The sequence below is a fragment of the Flavisphingopyxis soli genome (assembly GCF_007995095.1).
GTDB classification, from domain to species: Bacteria; Pseudomonadota; Alphaproteobacteria; order Sphingomonadales; family Sphingomonadaceae; genus Flavisphingopyxis; species Flavisphingopyxis soli.
On record NZ_VOPY01000002.1, the window covers coordinates 1 to 24,077 of the forward strand.

Annotated in this window: 22 protein-coding genes and 1 tRNA gene; 11 read left to right on the top strand and 12 right to left on the bottom strand. The window is 66.0% G+C overall.

Annotation, left to right across the window (positions count from 1 at the left end; translation table 11 throughout):
* Positions 1-143 precede the first annotated feature (143 nt).
* The 4 genes from FSZ31_RS06590 to FSZ31_RS06605 all read right to left on the bottom strand — a co-directional run bounded on the left by FSZ31_RS06590 (position 144) and on the right by FSZ31_RS06605 (position 3,310).
* Positions 144-554 carry a DUF1489 family protein gene (locus tag FSZ31_RS06590; protein ID WP_147122603.1) on the bottom strand — a complete coding sequence of 137 codons (411 nt, stop codon included), beginning with the start codon at positions 552-554 and terminating at the stop codon, positions 144-146.
* Between the two features lie 60 nt (positions 555-614).
* Positions 615-1,058: a DUF2497 domain-containing protein gene (locus FSZ31_RS06595; protein WP_161595977.1), complete on the bottom strand. Its 444-nt coding sequence runs from the start codon at positions 1,056-1,058 to the stop codon at positions 615-617.
* Positions 1,059-1,138: 80 nt separating this feature from the next.
* Complete coding sequence (locus FSZ31_RS06600) at positions 1,139-2,617, bottom strand: TolC family outer membrane protein (protein ID WP_147122605.1); 1,479 nt, start codon at positions 2,615-2,617, stop codon at positions 1,139-1,141.
* A gap of 15 nt (positions 2,618-2,632) precedes the next feature.
* Positions 2,633-3,310 (bottom strand): protein-L-isoaspartate O-methyltransferase family protein, encoded by a 678-nt coding sequence (locus FSZ31_RS06605; protein WP_236643709.1) that lies wholly within the window; start codon positions 3,308-3,310, stop codon positions 2,633-2,635.
* A gap of 190 nt (positions 3,311-3,500) precedes the next feature.
* Here FSZ31_RS06605 and FSZ31_RS06610 point away from each other — a divergent pair.
* The 10 genes from FSZ31_RS06610 (at position 3,501) to FSZ31_RS06655 (ending at position 13,766) form a co-directional block, all read left to right on the top strand.
* Positions 3,501-3,574: transfer RNA gene (locus FSZ31_RS06610), tRNA-Cys, on the top strand.
* A 117-nt stretch (positions 3,575-3,691) separates the two neighbouring features.
* A complete protein-coding gene (locus FSZ31_RS06615; RefSeq protein WP_147122606.1) occupies positions 3,692-4,297 on the top strand; it encodes an RNA polymerase sigma factor in 606 nt (201 codons plus the stop codon).
* Entirely contained in the window at positions 4,294-5,307 is a 1,014-nt protein-coding gene (locus FSZ31_RS06620) for a FecR family protein (protein ID WP_147122607.1), read from the top strand. Before FSZ31_RS06615 ends, FSZ31_RS06620 begins: the two co-directional genes overlap by 4 nt.
* Entirely contained in the window at positions 5,288-7,639 is a 2,352-nt protein-coding gene (locus tag FSZ31_RS06625; RefSeq protein WP_147122608.1) for a TonB-dependent receptor domain-containing protein, read from the top strand. Before FSZ31_RS06620 ends, FSZ31_RS06625 begins: the two co-directional genes overlap by 20 nt.
* Before the next feature lie 147 nt (positions 7,640-7,786).
* A complete protein-coding gene (locus FSZ31_RS06630; protein WP_236643710.1) occupies positions 7,787-8,563 on the top strand; it encodes a polysaccharide deacetylase family protein in 777 nt (258 codons plus the stop codon).
* A complete protein-coding gene (locus FSZ31_RS06635) occupies positions 8,560-9,744 on the top strand; it encodes a glycosyltransferase (RefSeq protein ID WP_147122610.1) in 1,185 nt (394 codons plus the stop codon). Before FSZ31_RS06630 ends, FSZ31_RS06635 begins: the two co-directional genes overlap by 4 nt.
* Positions 9,741-10,709, top strand: coding sequence for a hypothetical protein (locus tag FSZ31_RS06640; RefSeq protein WP_236643711.1), 969 nt, complete (start codon positions 9,741-9,743; stop codon positions 10,707-10,709). Before FSZ31_RS06635 ends, FSZ31_RS06640 begins: the two co-directional genes overlap by 4 nt.
* Positions 10,706-11,254, top strand: a complete 549-nt coding sequence (locus FSZ31_RS06645) for a DUF2141 domain-containing protein (RefSeq protein WP_147122611.1) — start codon at positions 10,706-10,708, stop codon at positions 11,252-11,254. The genes FSZ31_RS06640 and FSZ31_RS06645 overlap by 4 nt, the downstream gene beginning before the upstream one ends.
* Positions 11,254-12,426, top strand: coding sequence for a glycosyltransferase (locus FSZ31_RS06650; protein WP_147123225.1), 1,173 nt, complete (start codon positions 11,254-11,256; stop codon positions 12,424-12,426). The genes FSZ31_RS06645 and FSZ31_RS06650 overlap by 1 nt, the downstream gene beginning before the upstream one ends.
* A 158-nt stretch (positions 12,427-12,584) precedes the next feature.
* Entirely contained in the window at positions 12,585-13,766 is a 1,182-nt protein-coding gene (locus FSZ31_RS06655; protein ID WP_161595978.1) for an LptF/LptG family permease, read from the top strand.
* A gap of 3 nt (positions 13,767-13,769) precedes the next feature.
* On the opposite strand, the gene FSZ31_RS06660 is transcribed toward FSZ31_RS06655, so the two are convergent.
* Together FSZ31_RS06660 and FSZ31_RS06665 are read right to left on the bottom strand one after the other, a co-directional pair.
* Positions 13,770-15,728, bottom strand: coding sequence for a putative bifunctional diguanylate cyclase/phosphodiesterase (locus tag FSZ31_RS06660; RefSeq protein ID WP_147122613.1), 1,959 nt, complete (start codon positions 15,726-15,728; stop codon positions 13,770-13,772).
* Positions 15,729-15,802: 74 nt separating this feature from the next.
* Complete coding sequence (locus tag FSZ31_RS06665; protein WP_147122614.1) at positions 15,803-16,588, bottom strand: enoyl-CoA hydratase-related protein; 786 nt, start codon at positions 16,586-16,588, stop codon at positions 15,803-15,805.
* 153 nt (positions 16,589-16,741) lie between these two features.
* Between FSZ31_RS06665 and pgl the strand changes: the two genes are divergently transcribed.
* Positions 16,742-17,446 (top strand): 6-phosphogluconolactonase, encoded by a 705-nt coding sequence (gene pgl / locus FSZ31_RS06670; RefSeq protein WP_147122615.1) that lies wholly within the window; start codon positions 16,742-16,744, stop codon positions 17,444-17,446.
* Between the two features lie 112 nt (positions 17,447-17,558).
* Here pgl and FSZ31_RS06675 read toward each other — a convergent pair whose 3' ends face one another.
* Genes FSZ31_RS06675 through FSZ31_RS06700 form a run of 6 tightly spaced genes read right to left on the bottom strand, consistent with a single transcriptional unit; the run spans position 17,559 to position 24,020 of the window.
* A complete protein-coding gene (locus tag FSZ31_RS06675) occupies positions 17,559-18,011 on the bottom strand; it encodes an arginine repressor (RefSeq protein ID WP_147122616.1) in 453 nt (150 codons plus the stop codon).
* Positions 18,008-18,886, bottom strand: coding sequence for an ornithine carbamoyltransferase (locus tag FSZ31_RS06680; protein ID WP_147122617.1), 879 nt, complete (start codon positions 18,884-18,886; stop codon positions 18,008-18,010). The genes FSZ31_RS06675 and FSZ31_RS06680 overlap by 4 nt, the downstream gene beginning before the upstream one ends.
* On the bottom strand, positions 18,883-19,788 hold the full coding sequence (argB, locus tag FSZ31_RS06685) for an acetylglutamate kinase (protein WP_147122618.1): 906 nt from the start codon (positions 19,786-19,788) through the stop codon (positions 18,883-18,885). The genes FSZ31_RS06680 and argB overlap by 4 nt, the downstream gene beginning before the upstream one ends.
* Positions 19,785-20,945 (bottom strand): bifunctional glutamate N-acetyltransferase/amino-acid acetyltransferase ArgJ, encoded by a 1,161-nt coding sequence (argJ, locus tag FSZ31_RS06690; RefSeq protein ID WP_147122619.1) that lies wholly within the window; start codon positions 20,943-20,945, stop codon positions 19,785-19,787. The genes argB and argJ overlap by 4 nt, the downstream gene beginning before the upstream one ends.
* On the bottom strand, positions 20,942-21,949 hold the full coding sequence (argC, locus tag FSZ31_RS06695) for an N-acetyl-gamma-glutamyl-phosphate reductase (protein WP_147122620.1): 1,008 nt from the start codon (positions 21,947-21,949) through the stop codon (positions 20,942-20,944). The genes argJ and argC overlap by 4 nt, the downstream gene beginning before the upstream one ends.
* A 46-nt stretch (positions 21,950-21,995) precedes the next feature.
* Positions 21,996-24,020: a TonB-dependent receptor gene (locus FSZ31_RS06700; RefSeq protein WP_147122621.1), complete on the bottom strand. Its 2,025-nt coding sequence runs from the start codon at positions 24,018-24,020 to the stop codon at positions 21,996-21,998.
* Positions 24,021-24,077 lie beyond the last annotated feature (57 nt).

Genomic DNA, 24,077 nt, shown 5'->3' on the forward strand with positions numbered 1-24,077 from the left:
TTCAAGTTTGAAGCTCCCTTTGCAGCGTTGCCTCTCATGATGGCCCAACCCCTCTAATGTCAGCAAGTGGGTCGTTAGCAGACGTTCGCGTCAGCCGTTTTTCTGACGGTTGCGCGCGAAACCTACGTTCGAAATCTTGCTCCTCAAACCAACGCCAGCTTGCTCAGCTCTTTCAGTACTCTCGCGGGGATCGCGGCGATATCGTCGATGTCGCCGTCGAAGTCCTTGGGCGCGTCGCTCGCCGTCAGATAGCGCCAGCCCTGGTGGGCGCGCTTGGGCTTGGGCTGGACGGGGATGACGCGCGGATCGAGGACGATGTGGATGCGCCCGTCGGGGGCGTCCTCGAAAGCGGTAATCTCGCTGCGCCCAACGATCTGGTGCGCGAGGATCCAGTAAAGCGAGCCGCCGATCATCTCGGCATGGCGCGTCGGGCGATAGCGCGTCGTCATGCGCATCTTGCCGTCGGGTGCTTCGCGTCCGCGCAAAGCAATGCGATCGGCGAGATACTGGAAGCTGTCGCAGCCGAAGGCGATCTTGGTCATGTGGAGCGGCATCGCTCCTATCTGGTCACGCGGGCCACGCAGCGCAAGCGCGATGCGCGGACCGGATGACGATCAATCGTCGCGTTTGGTCAGCCGTTCGACTTCGCGCGTGACGATCCGCTCGACGAGGCCGGGCAGATGCTCGTCGAGCCACCCCTTGAGCATCGGCTTCAGGCTTTCGCGGACGAGATCGTCGATCGTCGTCGGAGCGGTGGCCGGGGCGGCGGGCGTGTCGCTGCCGATATGGAGCAGCGAAGCGAGCGTCTGGCGGCTGGCGGCGAGCGCGTCGGACGACAGGATTGTCGCATCGTCCTCGACCGGATCGGCCGCGTGCTGGCTGGTCGTCTCGGCTTGCGGGGCGCGCCGTTGGTCCGGTTCATGGAATTCGGACGCCTGCGTCAGTTCGAGCGGCTCGTCGCTGTCGTCGTCGGCGGAGGAGGCAGGGCTATCGTCGATGATACGCGTCGCATCCTCGCGCTCGATGACGCGGCGGATCGAGGACAAGATGTCCTCCATTGACGGCTCCTTGGACATATCGCCCATGATACTCCCCTATGGTTAACGCCTGTTAGCGCGCCCGCTAAGGGGTGGGAAGCCTATTGTGGCGCGGGTGTCGTGCGCATTGGCGAGGCAGCATCGTCGGTTACCTGGGCATTCTGTGCCGGTGTGTTGACCGTCGTGGTCGCTTGCGGCGCGGGCGCGGGATCCTGATCCCAGTCCCAGACCCTGTTGCGGACGCGATCGTAGTTGAGCTGCGGGTCGTAGAGCGCGCCGCCGTCGAGGCCGAGATCCTGCGCTTCGGCCTTGCCCATTGCGGCGAGCAGAGTGAAGGCGGCGACATAGGCATCGCGTCGCGAGCTGACCAGCGTGACCTGTGCGTTGAGATATTCCTGTTCGGCATTGAGGATGTCGAGGATCGTCCGGTTGCCGACGCTGTTTTCGGCGCGGACGCCTTCAAGACTCAATTGCGCCGCGTCGGAGGCGACCTGCGCCGACTGGATGACCTGCAGCGATGCCTGCCAGCTGGCAAAGGCCGAGCGTACCTGAGCGACGACCGAGCGTTCGGTTTCGACGAGCCGTTCCATCGATTGCGACGACCGCGCCTGCGCCTGGCGGACCTGCGCGGCGGGACGACCACCCTGGAAGATCGGGATCGTCGCGGTAATACCTGCCGAGCCCGTCGTGCTGCTTTGGGCGAAGCTGACCCCCGGCGTATTGCTGCCGATCGTGCCAAGATAATTCACGTAACCCGTCTGTCCGGTCAGTGACACCTGCGGCAGGCGCGACGCCTTTGCCGTGCGGATGTCGTAGCGCGTGGCATCGACGGTGATCTGCGCTGCCTCGATATCGGGGTTGTCGGCGAGCGCGACCGTCACCGCTTCCTGCGGCGATGCGGGGAGGTTGGGCAGCGGCGGCGGCGGCTGGAGGTCGGTCGGCGCGTCGCCGATAATCTGGATATAGCGCTCGCGGCTCGAGATCAGGCGCGATTCGGCAGTCTGCAACTGGCTGCGTGCGGTGGCGAGACGCGATTCGGACTGGGCGACGTCGGTCCGCGTCAGGTCGCCGATCTCGAACCGGTCGCCGGTCGCCTGGCGATTGACGCCGAGGACGTCGACATTGCTGCGGTTGAGGGCGACGAGCGCCTGGTCGCGGATGACGTCCATATAGGCGGCGACCGCCTGGCTGAAGATGCTCGATTCGGTTGCCCGCAGATTGGCCTGGCCGGCTTCGACGCGTTTCTCGGCCGCATTGACCGCGTTCTTGACTGCGCCACCCTGATAGATCGGGATGCTGATCTGCGGACCGATCGAAAATGCCCGATCGGGCGAGGTGAAGTTGTTCGACGACTGCAGGACGTATTCGGTATAGCTGCCCTGGACCCCGACATTGGGCAGGCCGTTGGCGCGCGCCAACGGCACGGTCTCGTCGGTCACGCGCTGGCTGGCGCGCGCACCGGTCAGCGTCGGGTTGTTCTCATACGCTTTGGCGAGCGCATCGCGCAGCGTGTCGGCGCTGGCGGCGGCGGGCAGGGCGAGCGCGACAAGGGCAGTGCCGACAAGAAGGGGAAAGCGCATGGGATAGTGTCTCGCTCAGCTAAAAGTGAAATGGCGGGCGCGGTCGAACCCGGGTAACGATACCGCCTCGACATCGCTCAGCGGCATCAGCGCAATCGCGCCGTCGCTCGCTTCGCCGCGCGCGATACGGGCGACGCCGCGGTCGTCGAGCGCGGTAACCAAGCGACCGCCCGGTGCCAACTGCTTGGCAAACGTGTCAGGAATATGTTGGACCGCGCCGTCGACGATGATCAGCGAATAGGGCGCTGCCTTGGCCCAGCCCGCCGCAAGCGGCCCGCGCACCAGCGTGACATTGGCCAGATCACCGAGCGTTTCGGCGGCACGATCGGCGAGCATGTCCTCGCTTTCGAGCGCCACGACGCTGGTCGCAAGTCGTGCAAGGATCGTGGCAAGATAGCCCGTTGCCGCGCCGACGATCAGGACATGGTCGGCGATGCGCACGTCGGCGGCGACGAGCATCTGCCCGGTCGTCAGCGGCGGATTGAGGCTGCGGCCGTTGCCCAAGGGAATTGCGCGGTCGGTATAGGCGACGCGGGCGCGATCGGCGGGGACGAAATCTTCGCGCGCGACATTGGCCATCGCCGCGACGATTGCGCGATCGGTGACGTCGGAGGGGCGCAGCTGGCTGTCGACCATCGCCCGGCGCATGGCGGTGAAATTTTCGGCTTCCAGGACGGGGTTCGGTGTCGGCATTGGGACTCTGTACCTTCCTCTTGACTGTATTGCAAGGCCAATACACTGCGACGAATCAATCGGGCCTCGGCGCACTATCGGGCGCGTTACAGCGTGGTGATGCGAACGCCAACCGCCGATGGCGCGAAACGTGCGAAACGCGGTTGACTTTGCGCCGCGCGGCTCACAGATGCTCGGGTCCGCGTACCGGGGCCCGATGGCGGAGTGGTTACGCAGAGGACTGCAAATCCTTGCACGCCGGTTCGATTCCGGCTCGGGCCTCCACGCGGTTTAGCATCGACAGCGAAGCGACCTATCGCATGAGTGCCACCGGTGGCGCGTCGGGGCGAAGCCGGACGCGCGATGCTGCGGTATTTGCTAAATTCTTGTCAATCGTCATCGATGGCCGCCATAGCGGGCACCGTGCAGACGAACATCGACCGCGACCCGGCCAGCAATAACCTGCAAGAAGGCCTGATCGAGCATCGCGACGCGATCGTCCGCTTCCTTGTCGCGCGCGTTGGCGGTCGCGACGAAGCCGAAGATATCGTCCAGGAACTCTGGTTGCGCTGCGGCAAGGCCCGGACCGGGCCGATCGCCAACATCCGCGCGTATCTCTACAAGGCGGCGCACAATCTCGTGCGCGACCGCGCCCGGCAGAGAGCGCGCGCGATCGATCGCGAGACGCGCTGGGCGGACGAAGCCGATCCTGCCGATCCGATATCGTCCAACGGCGGTGCGCCGCAAGAGGCGCAGGCGCTTGCCAGCGACGAGGCGGCACGCCTGCGCGCGGCGATCGACGCGCTGCCCGATGGCGCTCGCCGGGTGCTTGTCATGCACAAGATCGAGGAACGATCGCATGCCGAGATTGCGGGGCGGCTCGCGATCAGCCGGAGCGCGGTCGAAAAACATATGGCGGTCGCCATGCGCCATTTGCGTGCGCGCCTCTCCGACTGTGGTGATCGCCCCTCTGCGGCGTCTGGCGATCAACAAGAGAACAAGGCATGACCCAGAAACGCACAGCCGATCATGACCCAGCGGACGACGCGATCGCGGCGGCGCTCGACTGGCAGGCGCGGCTCGAGCGGCCCGATGCCGACTGGGATGCGTTCACCGCATGGCTCGAAAGCGATGCCGAACATGGCGCGGCGATGGCGGCGATCGATATGATCGACGCGGCGTTGGACCTCCATCGCGAGGCGTTGCGCGATCTTGCCGAAGATGGCGACGTCGATGCCGACATTTCGGCAGCGACCGACGATGTGCATCACGTCGGGGCGCGCCGTCTGGCCGGTCGGCGCTGGCACTGGCCCGCGCTCGCCGCCGCGCTGGCATTCGCCTTCCTCCTGCCGTTTGCCACGAGCTGGATGTCGCCGGGTACGGTAGAAACCTATCGCGCCGATGGCGGCCAGCCGGTGGAGATCGCGTTCGAACGGGGATCGACCATCCTGCTGGCGCGCCGGTCGGCGCTGTCGCTCAATCGCAAGGCGCAAACGATCGAGCTTGCGTCGGGATCGGCATTTTTCGACGTTCGCCACAAGCCGGATCGCACTCTGCAAGTCAGCGCGGGAGACTGGGAGGTCAGCGATATCGGCACGCAATTCTCGCTGACGTCGGGCCCGGCGGGTCTTGTCGTCGCGGTAGGCGAGGGTAAGGTCTCGGTGCGGCGCAAGTCCGATGACCGTGCCGCTGCAATCGAGGTTGCGGCAGGCAAGCGGCTGGTCGTCCTGGCCAATTCGAACCGCGCAACGCTGTCGACTATCGCGCCTGACGCGGTTGCCGCCTGGCGTGAGGGCAGGCTGACCTACGATGCGATGCCGATCGAGATGGTCGCGCAGGACATCTCCCGCTATCTAGGCAAACCGGTTGCGATCGATCCGGCGCTGGCAGGCAGGACGTTCAGCGGGACACTGGTCGGCGACAACGGGGAGCAGCTCATTGCGGGATTGGAAGCGATCATGGCCATCGACAGTCGCGACGAGGGTGGCCGCGTCGTGCTTGGCACTTCCCGCCGCTAGTCTTTTCGTCCATCCCGCCTGCGCTGCCGAGACGACGAGCCATGACCTGTCGATCCGGGCAGGGACACTGAAACAAAGCCTGGCGTCGCTGGCGAAAGCGGCGAACGTCTCGATCGGCAGCAGCGAACCCATCCCCAATGTCCGGGTGCAAAAGCTGCATGGGCGGATGACGGTCTACGAGGCACTAGACCGGTTGCTCGCCGGCTTGCCGCTGCGCGCGCGCCAGGTCGCACCGGGGAGTTGGCGCATCGAACGCCGCCCGCAGCAGGGATCGCGGGCGACGCCGTCGCCATCGACGCGTTCTGCAGCGACATCGCCAGCCAACCCCCTCGCGTCGAATGATGTCTATGGGATGCAGGAGATCATCGTCACCGCGACCAAGAGCGGGATGCGCCTGTCCGACGTGCCGGGTTCGATCAGCATCGTCGCGCCCGATATCGACTTGCCCGGGGTCGCGGCGCCTTCGACACAGGATGTCGCGCAAGCCGTGAATGGCATGGCGATGACCGACAGCACGCCCGGGCAAAACCGCGTATTTCTAAGAGGCGTTGCCGACAGCCCGTTTGGCGGACCGAGCCAGGGGACGGTCGCTGTTATTCTCGACGAGGCGCGATTGACCTTCGACGCGCCCGATCCCGAGCTGAGGCTCTATGACACCGAGCGTATCGAAGTCCTCAAAGGTCCGCAGGGGCCGCTCTACGGGACCGGCATTCTCGGCGGGATATACCGGATCGTCACGCACAAGCCCGAGTTCAACGTCGTGTCCGGGCACGTGAGCGGTTTCGTGACTCATCCGGCGGCTGGCGGGGCCGGGGGCGGTGCGAATGCGACGATCAACATTCCCGTTTCCGACACGATCGCGGTGCGCGGCACGGGCTATGCCGAGGATACGCCCGGCTTCATCGATACGATCGGGATCGGCCGGAACAGCAACGGCGGTGCGATCAGGGGGGGCAGGGCGGTTGTTCGTATCGCGCCGGGCCCAGGCTGGACAATCGACCTGTCCGCGCTCGCCCAGTCGATCGCGGTCGACGACAGCCGCTACGTTTATGACGAGAGCAGTCGGAGCCGCAGCGCGGCGATACGCGAACCCAACAGCAGCAGTGTGGAGATGCTGTCGGTCGAGGCCAACGGATTGCTGTCGGGGCACCGCGTCGTCCTGGCGGCCAGTCAGGTCTGGCAGCGAACCGCCGCGACCTATGACGCGAGCGCCAAGGCGGCGGTGATCGGGCTTGCGGCCCCGTTGATCGCGCAGATCGATCATCGCTATCGCGTCGCCAATGCCGAGGCACGGATCGAATCGCGGGCGGGCAACCCGATCGGCTGGCTGGCAGGCGCATCGTTCATGCAGGCGACCGATATCGGCCAGGCGCAGGCGACGCCTGTCGGCGCGGAACCCACGCTGCTCGATCAGCCCTATCGGCGCAACGTCGAGGTAGCTGCGTTCGGGAATATCGATTTTCCGGTGGTGCCTGCGGTCAGGTTGGCACTGGGCGCGCGTGTGTTTCGCAACGCAACCGACGACGAGCGCGGCACAGCCGCCAGCTTGACCGACCGCAGCGCGCGGCTGACGGGCTTCACGCCGAGCGCGTCGCTGAGCTATGCGCCACGCCTCGGCGGGATCGTGTTCCTTCGCGTCGCCAACGGCTTGCGCCCGGGCGGGCTCGCGCCGAAAGCGCCGAGCGGATCGGTGCGCTATGATTCGGATTCGCTGACCACCGCCGAACTCGGCTGGCGATTGCCGCTCGACGGGTCGCGGCTCGGCTTTACCGGCGCCGCTTATTACAGCGTCTGGCACGACGTGCAGTCCGATTACCTGACCGCGACCGGCCTGATCGCGACGCGCAACGCGGGCGATGCCCGGATCAAGGGCGGCGAGGCCGCACTCGACTGGCGACCCGACCAGTGGTGGCGGATGGCGTTCACCGGATCGTACACCGATGCGCAACTGGTGCGCGGCACGAACAATATCCCGTTTGATGACCTGCGCCTGCCGGTAACCCCCGAATGGACCGCGGCGGCATCGGTCTCCCGCCGGATCGAATTCGGCGAGGACCGGTCGGCGATCATCGGCACGCGCCTTTGGTATAGTGGTCAGGCGCGCCTGAGCTTCGACCCGGGTCTAGACCGCGCAATGGGCGATTTTATCGACCTGTCGGTCTTCGCGACGGCGAAACTCGGTCGCTTTGACGTCGCGCTGCGCGGCGAAAACCTGCTCGGCAGCAAGGAGGAGGTCTTTGCCTACGGCAATCCCTTTTCGATCGATCTTCGGCAGCAATATGTCGTCGCTCCGCCGCTGACGGTCACGCTGCAGGTCGGCCTGTCTTTTTGACCGTGTGAGACATTTGTGAGGACTGCGGTGGGAGGCGTGTGATGGCGTCTCAGGTCCGAAACGCAGCGCCGGGTCGATGGCGCGCGTCGGACACTGGGATGGTCGATGTCGGGCAAGTCACTGTCAAATTCGTTGAATTCGCGCCGCTTGTTGGTCAGCGTTCATGACGTCGCCCCGGTTTTCGAAAGCGAAATCGACCGGCTGATCGAACGCGTCGGCGCTGCGTGCGGCCCGCTCCCGCCCGCGCTGCTGGTCGTACCGCACCACTGGGCGAGCAGCCCGATCGTGCACGGCAGCGCCTTTGCCGCTAAGCTGCGCCGCTGGTCCGATGCGGGTAGCGAGATATTCGTTCATGGCTGGACGCATCGCGACGAGAGCGATCATGGGGGCCGCCTTGATCGCTGGCGCGCCGCGCGGATGACTGCGGGCGAGGGTGAATTCCTCGGCCTGTCGCGCGAGGTGGCGCGCGAGCGTATGGGCGCCGGGCGCGACCTGATCGAAGACATAACGGGGAAACATGTCGCAGGCTTCATCGCCCCCGCCTGGCTCTATGGCGACGGGGCGCACGCGGCGCTGAAGGATCTCGATTTCCGGCTCGCCGAAGACCATTTGCGCGTCTGGAACCCATCGACCGGCGCGGTCCATGCCAAGGGGCCCGTGATCACCTGGGCGACGCGCAGTCGCGTGCGGCTCGGGCTTTCATTGGCTGCGGCGAGCGTATTGCGGCGCGCCTTGGTTCGGGCGCGAACGGTTCGCGTCGCGGTCCATCCCGGCGATGCGCATTCGCGCGCCGCATGTGCGAGCATCGATGCGACGCTTCGCGTGCTGTCGCGGGGCCGCCCGCCCGCCCGCTATGCCGATCTTGCCCCACCTTGCCAGGACGGAGCGGCTTCGGTGCGTCCAGCAGTGGTTGAACCGGCATGAGGGTGCTGACCTTCATCCACAGTTTCGAGACTGGCGGGGTTGAGCGTGTCGCGCTGCGCCTGTCGCACGCCTGGGTCGCGCTGGGGATCGATGCGCGGCTGTTCGTCGGGCGCGACGAGGGCGGCCTGCAGGGCGATATCGCGATTGACGTGCCGACGTACATTCCGCGGCCCCCGCGCTGGTCGGTTGCGTGGATCGAAACGCTGTGGATGATCGCCACGCTGCCTGCGCATGTCCGCCAGACCCGGCCCGACATCCTGTTCTGTGCGGGAAACAGCTATTCGATCGTCGCCGTCGCCCTGCACCTGATCCTCGGTCGGACCTGTCCGCCGATCGTCATGAAGGTGAGCAACGACCTCGCGCGGCCCGACCTGCCACGCCCGATCCGCTGGGTCTATCACCGCTGGCTGCGGCTCCAGCGCAGCGCCATCGCTCATTTCGTCGCGATGGCGCCGTCCGAAGTCGAAGCGATCACCGAACGGTTCGGTATCGCCGCCAAGCAGGTCGCGACGATCCACGATCCGGCGGTGACGCTTGACGAGATCGACGCGCAGGCGGGCCTTCCGGCATCGCAGCGTGGGGCACCTACCCCGGGCAGCGGACGACGCTTCGTCACGATCGCGCGCCTGACCCGACAGAAGAACCTGTCATTGATGATTGCGGCTTTTGCCCAAGGCTCTGGCCCTGCCGATCGCCTGATGATCTTTGGCGAGGGACCGCAGCGCGCAAAGCTCGAGCGATTGATCGAGCGCCTCGGGCTGCGGTCGCGCGTTTGCCTCGCCGGACATGTCACCGACCCGGTCGGTCGTCTGTCGGCATTCGACTGTTTCGTGTCGTCGTCGGATTACGAAGGCGTGCCCGCCGTCCTGATCGAGGCGATGGCCGCCGGCCTGCCGATCGTCGCGACGCGGTCGTCGGTGAGCATCGACTGGATGCTCGACCATGGGCGGCACGGAACCGTCGTGTCTTGTCATGACGCGGCGGCTCTTGGCGCGGCGATGCACGCGCCATTGCCGCCTGGCTGGTCGGCCAAGAATGCCCGCACCCGGGCGCGCGCGTTCGCGCTCGAGACGTCTGCCCCGGCATATCGCACTCTGTTTGCCCAAAGCCGGCGTGCACCGACCGTGAGCGCGGTCGGTGACCAGCCGCTCTACCCGATTGAAAAGGCACTTCGCACATGAATGGTACAACCGTATCGATCGATCTTACGGCGACCGAGATTCCCCCTGAAAAGGCGGTTTCATGGTTCGACCGGGCCCAATCGAACACGCGACCGAGCCTGTCGGGAGGGTTGGCGATCGCGATATCGTTGGCGGTCATGGTCGCGGCCTTGTGGGAACTGCGCGGGCTCGACCTTTCGCGCATTCTTGCGCTGGTGCCCGCCTCGCCGCTTTTCTGGGCCGCGTTTGCCGCCTTTTACCTCTCGGGCCCGACCGCTGAACTCGTGATCTATCGGCGGCTGTGGAAGGTGCCACCCGGCGCAATGCTGGCGTTGCTGCGCAAGCAATTGTGCAACGAACTGCTGCTCGGTTACTCGGGTGAGGTCTATTTCTACAGCTGGGCCCGGCGCAACGTCGCGATCGAGGCATCGCCGTTCGGCGCGGTCAAGGATGTCACCATTCTCTCGGCGATGGTCGGCAACGTCATCACGCTCGTCCTGCTCGGGGCGTCGGCGCGATATGTCATGCCTCTGATCAATGGCCTGCAGGTCGGTGCCGATGGGCGCGCGATCCTCTTGTCGCTGGCGGTCGTGGCGGTCAGTTCGCTTGCGATCTTCGTGTTTCGCCGCCGCCTGTTCACCTTGCCGCGATCCGATCTCGCCTTCGTCACCATGGTCCATACGGCGCGTGTGTGCGGCATGATCGTGCTGACCGCCTTGCTGTGGCATCTGGCCCTGCCGCATATCGGCCTGGGTTGGTGGCTCGCGCTGGTGACGTTGCGCCAGCTTGTTTCGCGCCTGCCGTTCGTGCCCAACAAGGACATCGTCTTTACCGGCCTTGCCGTGTTTTTCGTCGGTGAAGTCGCCGGTATCGCCTCGGTGATCGCGATGCTCGCCGGTTTGATGCTGCTGACCCATCTCGTCATTGCGGCAGCGATTTTCTGTATCGGCCTCGTCCAGGGCGACGTTGCCGGAGACACGCCATGACGCGCCGCATTCTGGCCGTCGGCGCCGGCGCGCTGCTCGCGATCGGCGGATTGACCGCAGCGACGATCCCGTCTTCGCCCGATCTGGGGAAGAAGGAAGGCCAGTGCCGCTCCGGCGAGACGGGGCCGGCGCTGATCGTCGATATCGACGGCCTGAAAGACCGCATGGGTCGCTTGAAGCTCGAGGTCTATCCCGCGGTCGACGTCGATTTCCTCGCCGATGACAACGTCCTGATCGCCGCTGGCAAGACCTTTCGGCGGGTCGAAATGGCGGTACCCGCCACGGGCGCGGTGCATATGTGCGTGCGCCTTCCCGGGCCGGGCAAATATGCCGTGTCGGTGCTGCATGATCGCAACAGCGACCGGCATTTCAACCTGTCGAAGGATGGCGTCGGTTTCGGCGGCAATCCGCGGCTCGGCATGCGTCAGCCCAAGGCATCCGAAGCAAGCGTCGTTGCCGGATCGGGGCTGACCCCGATGACCATCGTGATGAACTATCGCCACGGATTGCTGTCGTTCGGCCCGCTCGATGCGAAGCGCCGGTGATGCGGATCGTCGATGTCTGTTCGTTTTACGCGCCCGCCGGCGGCGGGGTGAAAACCTATATCGACCGAAAGCTCCAGTCGGGCGCCGCGAATGGCTGCGAAATCGTCATCGTCGCACCCGGCAGCGAGGCGACCGACCGGCGCATTTCCGACTTTGCGAGATTCGTTACGATTCCCTCGCCGCGCTTCCCGCTCGACCGGCGCTATCGCTATTTCAACGACGAAGGCTTGCTGCACGAAACGCTTGATCGTCTCGCACCCGATGTCGTCGAGGCATCATCGCCATGGAGCAGCGCGGTGATGACCGCCCGCTGGCCCGGCGCGGCGGTCAAATCGCTGGTGATGCATTCGGACCCGCTCTCGACCTTCGCCTATCGCTGGCTCGATCCGGTGTTCAGCCGCCGGACGATCGATTCGGGTTTCCGCTTTTACTGGGACCATCTGCGCCGGATGGACGAGCAGTTCGATATGGTCGTCTGCGCCAGCCAGGACCTGACCGATCGCCTCTCAGCGGGCGGACTGCGCCGCGCGGTGACGATGCCGATGGGCGTCGAGCCGGGCATATTCTCTCCCGCGCGGCGCGACCCGGCTCTGCGGCGGATGCTGCTCGAGCAATGCTATCTGCCCGAAACCGCCACATTGTTACTTGGTGTCGGGCGCTGGTCACCGGAAAAGCGCTGGAAAATGGTTGTCGAGGCGTGTGCTGCCGCCGGTGCCAGCCACCCGGTCGCGTTGCTGCTCGTCGGCGCGGGACGCGAACATCGCGCGATCGCCGATGCGATCGGCGGAAACCCGCACATCCGGATGGTGCCTGCGATGACTGACCGCGTGGAGCTGGCAACGTTGATGGCGAGCGGCGATGCGCTGGTCCACGGCTGCGAATCCGAGACCTTCGGGATGGTCGCGGCCGAGGCCCGCGCCAGCGGCCTGCCGCTGATCGTGCCCGATGCCGGTGGTGCTGCCGAACAGGCCATCGCCGCTGATGGGCTCGTTTATCGTGCGACCAGCGCGATCGACCTTGCGCGCGCAATTGGGCAGTTCATCGCCGGGGGTGTTGGTGCGGCGCGGATGAGGGCGCTGGCGAAGGCCGGAGCAACGCCCGACATGGACGAGCATTTCGCGCGCTTGTTCGCCCGTTATCGCGACCATCTCGAGCGCTGCCATGCAGCCTGAGACGACTCGCCCGATATCCGGCCTCTTGGTGAGGCACTTCGGCCGCCTGAGGCGAACGGCCAAGCCTCGCGCTACGCGGCAAGCGAGCACGCGGTACGATGGCGAGGGGTGGACCTTTATCGGCCGGTTGTTGATGTGGGCCAGTCGGAACAATTAGCGTGGCGCTGCGCCTCGACTGGTATTTCCTGCGCCGTGCGCTGAAAATCTATGGCGCGGTGTGCATCGTCATGGCGGCGCTGCTGATCCTCGAAAACACCCCGCGATTGCTGGCGCTGATCGGCGATACGACGCATCCGCTGCGTATTCTCGCCCAGATGTCGTTGGCGCTGATCCCCGAATATATGGCGATCGGGACGCTTGTGGGCCTGTTTCTGGCAATCGCGCTCGCCACGCGCAGCCTGTGTCTGTCGGGCGAGTACCAGATATTCTCGGCGATCGGCCGTTCGCCCGCGCGGCTGCTCGTGGCGCCGATGATCCTGGCGCTGGCGACGATGGGCGTTCAGGCAGGGCTGCGGTTCGAACTGCAACCCAGCGGCGAAGTGCGGCTGCAGCAGCTCGGCAATGACATATTGTCAGGGATGCTGGGCCTGGCAGTCCATGCCGACCAGCCGATCTCGCTCGGCGGGGGGACGAGCCTCTATGTCGACCGGATCGACGCCGACCGCCAGCGGCTGCTCGACGTGATCCTCGAAACGGGCAATGCGACCTTTTACGCGCGCTCGGCCGATGCCGCCTATGTCTCCGAGGGCTTTGTGCGGTTCCGGCTCGAGCACGTCACCGCAGTCTATCCGCAAGCTTCGGGACGGGCCCGAAGCGGCACCTTCGCGGCGATCGATTTTGTCACGCCGATGCATTCCTCGGCGCCGATCACAGGACCGGCGCGGTTCGAAACCAAGCAGCGCGGTCTTGCCGGGCTGATCGCCATGCATCGCAACCGCAATGCCGACGCACGCGCCGCCGCAGACAAGGCGATTGCCGAGCGGGCATCCTATGTCCTGGCATGCCTGTTTTTCCCCTGGCTGGCGATCGCGCTCGGTACACCGCCCTTGCGCAGCACGTCGGGCCTCGGGATCGGGGCCGGCTGCATCGTGATCGTCCTGTTCATCAAATCGGTCAGCCTTGCCGCATCCGACCTGCCGATCTCGCCTTTTGTCGCAGCGGCGGTGAACCTCGGATTATGGGCGACGGTGCTTTATATCCTGTTCGCTTATGAGCAGAAGCATGGACCCGGCTGGGTCGAGAGCTGGTTGTTCGCGCTGACGAGGCGATTGCGGTCGATTGTTCGACGGACCGCATCACCCATCGGTTATTCCAAAGCCAGCCGCGCGGCACATGGGTGACGGTCAGGCGGCGAAGCGGCCGGCGTTTTTGCGTGGCTCGGCTTGGTGGCTGACCTGGCTCATCGGCTCGCCGATCAGGAAACCTTGCACCTGGTCGCAGCCCATTTCGCGCAGGATATCGAACTGGGTCGCATTTTCGACATGTTCCGCGATGCAGACCACGCCAAGAGCGCGGCACAAATCGATCAGCCCGCGCATCAGGTTTCGGTTGCGCGGCGAATGGCAGAGGCTCGTCACCAGCGATCCGTCGAGCTTGACGACGTCGAAGCTCATCTCGCGCAGATAGGATATCGACGCGTTGCCGGCGCCGAAATCGTCAAGCGCGACCGCTGCCCCCGCCTGCCGCAACAGCGCCAGGTTGGTGCTGGCAAGCGCGATGTCTGACAAGAGCGCGGTCTCGGTGACCTCGACCAGCAGGCGACGAGGATCGAAGTCGAAACGCTGCATGATCGCGAGCAGCCGCTCGGCGGCGCCGGCGGTGCACAATTGCACCGCGCTGACGTTGAACGACAGGCGCACATGGTCGGGCCAGGCGGCCGCAGCCTGGACCGCCAGCGTCAACGTGCGCTCGCCGATCGGGGCGATCAGGTTCATCTGTTCGGCGGTGCGAATGAATTCGTCAGGCGAAATCGTCCCGAGATCGGTGTCGTGCCAGCGCGCGAGCGCTTCATAGGCGACGATCTCGCCGCTATCGAGCGCGCTGATCGGTTGGAACACCATCTCGATATTGGCGGCGGCATCGCCCGCGGATATCTTTCGCTCGATCGCGGCGGCGCGTTTCTGGCCTTCCATCAGCACGCGTGAAAACGCCGCGAACCGGCCGGTGCCGCGGCGTTTGGCGGCATAGAGCGCGGTGTCGGACTGGTTCAACAGCGTCTCGGGGTTCCAGGTTTCGGTATCGGTTCGCGTAAAGCCGCAACAACACTGGACCTGGACGACGCGATGTTCGATCGTCATTGGCTGTTCGATGAGTGTGCAGATTTCCGCTACGCGCTTCCCCGCACTGCCGGCCTTCCGCTCTCCGGTCCAGAACATCGCGAATTCGTCACCGCCCATCCGGGCAATGATGGCATCCCTGCCGAATGCGTTTTTGAGGCGCTCGGCGACGCAGACCAGCACGGCATCGCCGGTCGGGTGACCGAAGGCATCATTGATCGGTTTGAAGCCATCGAGGTCGATCAGCACGATGGCAGCGGGGTGCGAGCGCGGTTCGGCAGCGGCGGCGGCGGTCATTGCGGCAACCAGCGCGCGACGGTTCGCAATGCCCGTCAGCGAGTCGGTCGCAGCGAGCAGATTGGCTTGCCGTTCGGCCTCGCGTGCGCGCAATTGTTCCTGGTCGAGGCGCGAGCGCGACGCGACCATTTCGACGGTCCGGCGGTTCTGCACGCGCAACAGGCGCGAAACGAGGAAAATGGTCAGGAGCAGGCTGACCCCCATGCCGATTTGCGTCGTCTGGCCCGAAAGGATCAGGCGCAGGCCGAGCGGGAGTCCCAACATCAGGAGCGGGAGGCAGGCAGCAGGCGGGTAGTTGCTCAATCCATAGGTACAACCGACAGCCGCCAGGCTGCTGAACAGGACGATAGCCTGAATCTGGGCGGGATGGCTGGTCAGCAGCAACTGCGCCCAGATCGAAAAACCGCCGCTGAGCAATGCCGTAAAGATCAGCGTCTTTTTCAGCTCGGTGCGCATCGCGTACGGAGCCAAGCTTTGGCCGCGGATCCGGATCCAGTGGACGAGCCGCCACAGGATCAGCACGACCAGGATCATGATCGGGCTTGCGAGCGAGTCGAGGCCACCGTCGGCGACGATTTTCAAACCAAAGAAATTCGCCAGAGCGACGGCATAGATGAATGGAATCTGCTGCTTGAGGCTCGAATAGCGTTCGCGGTCCTGGGCGATCTGCTCGGGCGACTGTTTCCTGCTCGTGAGCAAAAGCTCTCTGTTGAAGGAAAACCGCGTCATATTCCCGCAATAGTGGGCAATACTTACCAAATTGATAGGATCGAACGGCTCGCGCGGCGCTTGGCCTGTCGGCCCTAACGTCCCGTGAAGTCAGGCTTTTGCTTGGACAGGAACGCGCTGGCACCGATCATCGCGTCGGCGCTGTTGGCAGCGCGCTGCTGGCCGTTGGCTTCGTCGGCGAGTGTCGCGGCGAGATCGCCGCCCATCGCCCGGCGCAGATTGGCGCGCATTACGCCGAGCGCCACCGTCGGCAGAGCGGCGAGACGGGCCGCAAGCGCACGCGCTTCGTCCACCAACGCGGCGTCGGCGACGCAGCGGTAGATCAGGCCCCATTCGGCGGCCTTTTCGGCCGACAGTTTTTCGCCGAGCATCATCAATTCGGTCGCGCGCGCCTTGCCGATCAGGCGCGGCAACAGCCAGCTCGCGCCGCCATCGGGGATGAGCCCGATATTGACGAATGCCTGGAGAAAATAGGCGGTCTCGCCCGCAATGACGAAATCGCCCGCCAGCGCGATCGATGATCCGATCCCCGCCGCAGGACCATTGATCGCGCAGACGACCGGGACCGGCAGTTCGGCGAGGCGCGTGATCAGCGGATTGTAATGCTGCGTCAGCGCGGCGTGCGATGCATCGCCCATCGTCGCGTGTTCGCCCGCGCCGCCGCCCTGAAGATCGGCGCCCGAGCAGAAGGCACGGCCCGTCCCGGTGACCAGCAAGGCGCGCGCGTCGCCGAGATCATCGGTGGCGGCGAGCAATTCGTCGGCCATCGCCAGCGAACAGGCGTTGAGCCGGTCGGGTCGGTTGAGCGTGATCGTGGCGACATCGCCCTCACGCGTGGCGATAATCGTCTGATAGGCCATTGCCGTCTCCCTGATACTGACACCTCGACCTAAAGCCATCGGGCCGATCGCGCCAGAGCTTCATCGCGGTACAAATATCCACGACGCAAAGGGTGGAATGCGGCGCCCGACCTCCCTAGAACGGCGCCACGAACAGCAATACGGGAAGAGTTGATGACCGAGATCGAATGGTGGGACTATGACGACGCCGAGGAAATGGCCGCCGCGGTCGCGGGCGACCTGCGCTTCGTGATCCAGAGCGCGCTCGACGCGCGCGGCGACGCGATCATCGCGCTGCCGGGCGGATCGACGCCGCTGCCGATCTATGCCGCGCTCGCCGAATCGGAGCTCGCCTGGAAGCGCGTGACGATCATCCCGACCGACGACCGGCTCGTGCCGATGGGCGACAAGCTGTCCAACATCACCGCCATCGCCAAGGCGTTCATGGCGCGCGGCGCGCGCGTCTATCCGATCACCAGCGACGCGGCTGAGGATTATCGTGCCGCAGGGCAGGCCGCCGATGCACGGCTGCGTGATCTCGGCTGGCCGCTCGACCTCGTCCTGCTCGGGGTCGGCGAAGACGGCCATACCGCCTCGATCTTTCCCGGCGACGATCTCGCTGCCGCGACCGATGCGAAGAGCGATGCCCGCGTCGTCGGGGTAAAGCCCGACCCGATGCCCGCCAATGCGCCGGTTGCGCGCGTCACGCTGACGCTTCCGGCGATCGCCGCGGCGCGGACGCTGACGATCGCGGTGACCGGTCAGGCCAAGCGCGACCTGATCGAACAGGCGATCGAGGACGGGGCCAAATCACCGCATCCGATCGGCAAGGTTCTGGCGGCAGCGACGGTGCCGATCGACATTCACTGGGCACCGTAACGCAGTCCGGGGGCATACGGACATGACGACCGATATCGCCACGATCATGTGTAGCACGCAGGTTGTACCGATGCTGGTTACCGACGATGTCGCCGCCGCCTAGGGGCGACGCCTAGGGCGCAATCAGCCGCTGGCACAGCGCGGCCGCGTCGAATCCGTCGCGCACGGCGAGGAACAACGTATCGTCACCGGCGATCGTACCCGCGATTTCGGGCATCTGGGCGTGGTCGAAGGCAGCGCCGACAATATGTGCCGATCCGGGCCGTGCGCGCAGGACGATCAGGTTTCCCGCCGCCTCGCCGCCGACGACCCATTCGGCGAGGATCGCGGTCAGCCGCCCGTCGGCCCAATCGCTGCCGCTGTCGTCGGGCAGGGCATATGCAAGTTGCCCGCCGCGCTTGACCTTGACCGCGCCGAGCGCATCGAGATCGCGCGACAAGGTCGCCTGGGTCGCCTTCAACCCGGCGTCGGCCAGGCGCCGCGCGAGATCGTCCTGGCTGGCGATTTCCTCGCTGCTGATCAGGCTCGCGATCGCCTGGCGTCGATGGGCGACGGGGCGGGTCACGGGCGGATGCCGACCATCCAGGCGAGCGCGCCGCGCGCCGAATGCATCCGGTTTTCGGCCTGACGCCAGACCGCGCTGGTGGGGCCGTCGATCACTTCTGCGGCGACCTCTCCGTCGCGGATCGCGGGCAGGCAGTGGAGGAAATAGGCGCCGTCGGCATGCGCCATCAGGTCGGCGGTGACACCGTAATCGGCAAAGGCTGCGGCCCGCGTCGCGGTCTCGGCGTCCTGTCCCATCGAGACCCAGACGTCGGTATAGACGAACTGTGCGCCATCGACCGCTTCATAAGGATCGCTGAGCTGCGTGACGCCGGGCAGCGCGGCGAGTTCGTCTGCGCCAAAGCCATAGCCGTCAGGGCTGGCGATCGTCATCGCGACGTCGAGCTTCGAACAGGCCTCGGCCAGGCTGCGCGCGACATTGTTCGCATCGCCGACATAGGCGATCTTGACGCCCACCAGGCTGCCGTGGAGCTGGCGGACGGTGAGCAGGTCGGCGAATGCCTGCAACGGATGCGCGCGGTTCGACAGCATGTTGAGGATCGGCGTCGGCGTGGCCGCGGCCATCGCCTCGAGGATCGCATGATCGAACACACGCGCGGCGATTACTGCATGGTAGCAAGCGAGCGTACGCGCGACGTCCTCGGGGGTTTCGCGGCTGCCGATGCCGATTTCGTCGTGGCGCAGGACGATCGGGTGGCCGCCAAGCTGGACGACCGCCATTTCGGTCGAGTTGCGCGTCCGCGCACTGGGCTTTTCGAACACCAAAGCGACGCCCTTGTCGGCGAGCGGGCGGCCGAGCCCCGAGGATTCGGACAGGGCGAGGATGGCGAGCAAGTCCTCGCGCGAGAGGTCGGCGATGGTGAGCAAATTGGTCATACTGCGGCGTCCTTGGTTACCATCGTGCCGATCCCGCGGTCGGTCAGCAGTTCGATCAGCAATGCGTGGGCAAGCCGTCCGTCGATAATGTGCGCGGTCGGCACGCCGCCATCGACCGCATCGGCGCTGGCGCGGAGCTTGGGGATCATGCCCTGGCCGACGCTCGGGTGGCTGAGGCGTTCGCGCAGTTCGGCCGAGGAAAGCCGCGCGATCAGGCTGGCGGGGTCGCCGGGATCGGCGAGCAGGCCAGGTGCGGCGGTAAGATAGACGATCTTCTCGGCGTGCATCGCCACCGCGATCGCGCGCGCCGCCTCGTCGGCGTTGATATTATATGGCTGGCCCGACCGGTCGGCGCCGACGGTCGAGACGACGGGGGTCAGGCCTTCGTCGAGCAGGCGGTGCAGGACCGAAGCGCGGACCTCGACGACATCGCCGACGAAGCCAAGTGCGGGGTCGCGCGGGCTGGCGACGAGCAGGCCGCCATCCTCGCCCGCGACGCCGACCGCGACGGGGTCGTCGAGCGCCTCGCGATTGATCGTCGCGACGAGCTCGCGATTGACCTGCCCGACCAGTACCATGCGGACGATGGCGAGCGTCTCGGCATCGGTAACGCGCAGCCCGTCACGAAATTCAGGGGTCTTGCCCATCGCGGCCATCGTCCGGTCGACCTGCGGCCCACCGCCATGGATCACGACGCAGCGCACGCCGACGCTGCGCAGCAAGAGGACGTCCTGGGCGAGCGCCTTGTCGACCGATTTTTCGATCGCGTTGCCGCCGAGTTTGACGATGACGGTCTTGCCCGCGAACTTGCGGATATAGGGCAGCGCCTCGACGAGGACGCGCGCGGTTTCGCTCGGCGACAGGCCCGAGATGGTCTGCGGAAGGGGGACGGGGTCGGTCATGATGTGACGCTGTTTTCCTTGATATAGCCGGGACCCAGATCGATGCCGATTGCGCTGGCCGAGCCGCTGCCCGATCCGATCGTGACGCCGATGGCGATCTCGCCGCCCGCCATGTGCGCGGCAACCGCGGCGCTGTCATGGCCGATACCGATCCCGCCGCGAGAGACGGTGATGCCGCCATAGGCAACGCTCGATGCTTCGGGATCGAAAGCGACGCCGCATGATCCGGCGGCGGCGAGCAGGCGGCCCCAATAGGGATCGCTACCGAACCAGCTGCATTTGACGAGATTGTTCTCGGCGATCGCCTTCGCCGCGGCGCGTGCTTCGGCGTCGGAGGCAGCGCCGTCGATCGTCAGCCGGACGACCTTGGTTACACCCTCGGCATCGCGCGCCATCTGCAGCGTCAGGTCTTCGCACAGGCGATAAAGCGCATCGGCAAAGGCCGCATGGTCGACCGGCCCGGCACGACCGTTGGCAAGCAGGAAAACAGTGTCGTTGGTCGACGTCGCGCCATCGACATTGAGCGTGTTGAAGGTGCGCCCAACCGCCTCGCGCAGCATCGCCTGCATCGCTGCAACCGGTACATCGGCGTCGGTGGTAAGGAAAGCGAGCATCGTTGCCATGTTGGGCGCGATCATGCCGCACCCCTTGGCCATGCCGCCCAGCGTGAAGCCGTCGCCGATAATCACCGCTTCCTTGGGATGATGGTCGGTGGTGAGGATGCCGCGCGCCGCCTGCTCGCCGCCTTCGACGCTGAGCGCATCGGCGAGCTGCGGGATGCCCCGCAGGATCTTGCTCATCGGCAGGCGGTCGCCGATGATCCCGGTCGAACAGACGAGGACGTCGCTGCTCGCGATGCCGAGAGCTTCGGCGGTCGCGGCGGTCATCGCGCGCGCATCGTCCATGCCGCGTTCGCCCGTCCCGGCATTGGCGTTGCCCGAATTGACGATGATCGCTGCCGCCTGGCCGCCATTGGCTTCGAGCGTGCCGCGCGATAGCACGACCGGCGGGGCGACAAACTTGTTCTGCGTGAAGACGCCGACCGCAGCGACGGGCTGGCCGTCGTCGGTCGCGACCATCGCCATGTCGGGCTTGCCCTTCTTGATCCCGGCGTTGCAGCCGGCGGCAACGAACCCTGGCGCAGCGGTGACGCTCATGGCCAGACGCCGATCGTCGACAGGCCGGCGTTTTCGTCGAGGCCGAACATGATATTGGCACACTGGATCATCTGACCGGCGGCTCCCTTTCCCAGATTGTCGATGGCGGCGATGGCGAGGATGCGCCCGGTGCGCTCGCAGCGGCGCGCGGTGACGTGCGCGGCATTCGATCCCATCACCCATTTGGTCGATGGCGGCGTATCCGAAACATGGACGAACGGCTCGTCGGCATAGGCGTCGGCCAGAATGGCAAGCGGATCGCCGTCACCGCAAGCAGTCGCATAGCAGGTCGCCAGGATGCCGCGATTCATTGGTGCAAGATGCGGCGTGAACAGCACCGGGCCGCCGAGCACCATGTCCATCTCGGCGGTATGGCGATGCGTCAGCAGGCCGTAGGCTGCGAAATTCTCGTCGACGGTATCGAAATGCGTCTCGGGCTTGGGCGCCTTGCCCGCGCCGGTGACGCCCGAGGCGGCATCGACGACGATGCTGGCAGGATCGATCAGGCCTGCGCGCACCAGCGGCGCGAGCGCGAGGATCGCGGCGGTCGGAAAACAGCCCGCCGCGGCGACTGCCTGTGCGCCGGCGATGGCGCTGCGGTTGAGTTCGGGAATGCCATAGACAAAGGTGTCGAGCAGGTCGGGTGCGGCATGCGCCTCGCCATACCATTGCGCATAATCGCGCGGCGTATCGAGCCGGAAGTCGGCGCCGAGATCGACGAACCTGATCCCGCTGGCGAGAATTTCGGGCGCAAGCCGTTGCGACGCGCCGTGCGGCAATGCGGCAAGGACGAGGTCGCTGTCGGCGAGCATCGCGCTATCCCAGCGGACGACGTCCCGGTTGGGGTAAGCAAGCGCGAGGTGCGGGAAAACCGCCGATAACGGCTTGCCGCTCTCGCTGTCGCCGCAAAGGTGGGCGACCTCGATATTGCCGTGCGCGGCGATCAGGCGGAGTAATTCCGCGCCGACATAACCGGTGGCACCAAGGATGGTTGTGCGAATCATCGGCGGCCTATGCAGGAAAATGAATAATTATGCAATAAGCTGCATATTATCGAATATCGATCGTCAATCCGAGCCAGACGATGCGCGGCGCGCCGATCTCGCTGTCGTTGCCGACGCGGCGCGTCACGACTTCGGCGTCGAACAGGTTCTCGACGCGGGCGATGAGCATTGCGCGGCGGCTCAGCGGGACGCTTGCAAAACCGTCGAGGGTGAAGGCTGCGGGGAGGGGGTTGGCGCCGAGGTCGTCCTCGAACTGGCGTCCGACATAGCGTCCGGTCAGCGATGCGCGCGCCGCATCATGGTTCCAGCCGATCGTCGAGCTCGCGGCGTGGCGCGGGCTTTGCGCGGGCGGGCGTCCGTCGATTGCTGCTGCTGCGCCAGTCGCGGACACCTTCGCACCGCTGAAGGCGTAGGATGCGCTGAGATCGAACGCGCCGAGCGCGGCGTGCGCGTCGAATTCGACGCCATAAGCGACGATCGCGTCGATATTCTGTCGTTCGCGCAGGTTGGGTCCGATCGTGACGTTGGCGATTGCGTCCTCGAGCCGGTTGGCAAAGCCCGTGATCGATACACCGACATCCTCGCGCGGCGCCCAGTCGAACCCCGCCTCGATCCCGCGCAGCCGTTCGGGCGACAGTGCCGGATTGGCACGCGTGACCACGGGAAAGACGGTGAAGGGGCGGTAAAGCTCGTTCAATGTCGGCAAGCGAAAGCCGGTATAGGCGGCGCTGCGGAGCGCCAGTGCAGGTGCGACCTGATAGCGCAATCCGGCGCGCACGCTCGGCTCCCAGCCCGCGCGGTCGGGGTAGGCCTGGTCGATCGTCGGGACGCCTGCGGCATTGGCCTCGGCGAAGAAGCCGCGCGTGATCGTATAGCGGTCGATCCGCGCGCCGCCGGTCAGCGTCAGTTCGCCGAGCGTCCAGTCGCCTTCGCCGAACAGCCCCGCGGTCAGGTTGCGACCGCCCGCCTGACGCCGCGCGGTGAGACTCCCTGAAAATGCGCTGATCGCGTTTTCGCGCAGCTCGCCATCGGCCTGGCGCGCGTCGAGGCCGAAGCGCAGCGTTACCGCCTCGCCGGTAGGCGGGCGCAGTTCGATCTTGCCGCCGAGACCGGTCGAGGGCGTCGCGCGCTGGTCGAGCACGGGGACGAAGCGCGTCGAGCTGACGACGACATTGGCGAAATTGCGCGCCTGCGCATAGACGAGCGCCTCGAATTGCCAGCGCCCGCGCGCGACGAAACGCAGGCTCGTGTCGAGCCCTTCGCTACGGCTGTCGGCGCCCGCGTAGCGCAGCGTGCGGTCATCGCGAAAGACGAGCGCGCGCGCCTGCAGCTCGGATCCCCCACCGGTTGGAATCACCGCCTGCGCCGACAGCGAGCCATTGGCGTAGCGTGCGCGCACGTCGTTGGGGCCGCGCGTGGCCTCGGGCACGGTGTAGAAGCCATCGCCGCGATCGTAGCGTCCGCCGAGGACGACATGCCCAGCGCCGAGCGGCCCTGCGGTCGCGAGCGAGACTTCGCTGGCATTACCACTGCCATACAGCGCGCGTCCCGACAGTGCGGGCAGGCTGGCGGGCGAGGCGCTGGTCAGCTCGATCGTCCCGGTCAGCGCGCCCGCGCCGAACGCGCCGGTGCCGCCGCCGCGCGTGATCCGGGCGCTGGCCAGCCGCTCGGGGGCGACGGCATTGAACGGGACATAGCCGAAGAACGGATCGGCGACCGGCACACCGTCGAGCAGGACCAGCGCGCGGCTGCTGGCATTGCCGCCGAGCCCGCGCAGCGTTACGCCCTGCGCGCTGGGATTGGCCGAGCGGCTGTCCGAGCGGCGGAATTGCTGGAAGCCCGCGACATCGCGCAGCGCGTTTTCGATCCGGCCCGAGGCGTCGGCGAGCAACCGGTCGCGATCGATCTCGGCGGTCGAATAGGCCGCGCTGCCCGGCGGCGGGGGCAGCGCCGTGCCGATGACGACGATCGTATCGCCGTCGTCGGCATCGTCGCTCGCGTCCTGCGCGAAGGCGGGGGTCGCGGCGAAGATGGTCGATGCAAGGAGGATAGTGCGGATCGCGACGGTCATGCGCGCTTCTGTGCCAAGCCGGGGGCTAGGACGAAAGGCCGCAATGCTGCTAGACCA

What these genes read in the sequence shown, in the direction of transcription:
- FSZ31_RS06700 (WP_147122621.1), bottom strand. Translation starts at nt 24,020, where the DNA reads ATGACCGTCGCGATCCGCACTATCCTCCTTGCATCGACCATCTTCGCC.
- FSZ31_RS06650 (WP_147123225.1), top strand. Translation starts at nt 11,254, where the DNA reads ATGCGGATCGTCGATGTCTGTTCGTTTTACGCGCCCGCCGGCGGCGGG.
- argC (WP_147122620.1), bottom strand. Translation starts at nt 21,949, where the DNA reads ATGATTCGCACAACCATCCTTGGTGCCACCGGTTATGTCGGCGCGGAA.
- FSZ31_RS06660 (WP_147122613.1), bottom strand. Translation starts at nt 15,728, where the DNA reads ATGACGCGGTTTTCCTTCAACAGAGAGCTTTTGCTCACGAGCAGGAAA.
- argB (WP_147122618.1), bottom strand. Translation starts at nt 19,788, where the DNA reads ATGACCGACCCCGTCCCCCTTCCGCAGACCATCTCGGGCCTGTCGCCG.
- FSZ31_RS06595 (WP_161595977.1), bottom strand. Translation starts at nt 1,058, where the DNA reads ATGGAGGACATCTTGTCCTCGATCCGCCGCGTCATCGAGCGCGAGGAT.
- FSZ31_RS06665 (WP_147122614.1), bottom strand. Translation starts at nt 16,588, where the DNA reads ATGGCCTATCAGACGATTATCGCCACGCGTGAGGGCGATGTCGCCACG.
- FSZ31_RS06620 (WP_147122607.1), top strand. Translation starts at nt 4,294, where the DNA reads ATGACCCAGAAACGCACAGCCGATCATGACCCAGCGGACGACGCGATC.
- FSZ31_RS06640 (WP_236643711.1), top strand. Translation starts at nt 9,741, where the DNA reads ATGAATGGTACAACCGTATCGATCGATCTTACGGCGACCGAGATTCCC.
- FSZ31_RS06590 (WP_147122603.1), bottom strand. Translation starts at nt 554, where the DNA reads ATGCCGCTCCACATGACCAAGATCGCCTTCGGCTGCGACAGCTTCCAG.
- FSZ31_RS06605 (WP_236643709.1), bottom strand. Translation starts at nt 3,310, where the DNA reads ATGCCGACACCGAACCCCGTCCTGGAAGCCGAAAATTTCACCGCCATG.
- FSZ31_RS06680 (WP_147122617.1), bottom strand. Translation starts at nt 18,886, where the DNA reads ATGACCAATTTGCTCACCATCGCCGACCTCTCGCGCGAGGACTTGCTC.
- FSZ31_RS06645 (WP_147122611.1), top strand. Translation starts at nt 10,706, where the DNA reads ATGACGCGCCGCATTCTGGCCGTCGGCGCCGGCGCGCTGCTCGCGATC.
- argJ (WP_147122619.1), bottom strand. Translation starts at nt 20,945, where the DNA reads ATGAGCGTCACCGCTGCGCCAGGGTTCGTTGCCGCCGGCTGCAACGCC.
- FSZ31_RS06600 (WP_147122605.1), bottom strand. Translation starts at nt 2,617, where the DNA reads ATGCGCTTTCCCCTTCTTGTCGGCACTGCCCTTGTCGCGCTCGCCCTG.
- FSZ31_RS06635 (WP_147122610.1), top strand. Translation starts at nt 8,560, where the DNA reads ATGAGGGTGCTGACCTTCATCCACAGTTTCGAGACTGGCGGGGTTGAG.
- FSZ31_RS06615 (WP_147122606.1), top strand. Translation starts at nt 3,692, where the DNA reads ATGGCCGCCATAGCGGGCACCGTGCAGACGAACATCGACCGCGACCCG.
- pgl (WP_147122615.1), top strand. Translation starts at nt 16,742, where the DNA reads ATGACCGAGATCGAATGGTGGGACTATGACGACGCCGAGGAAATGGCC.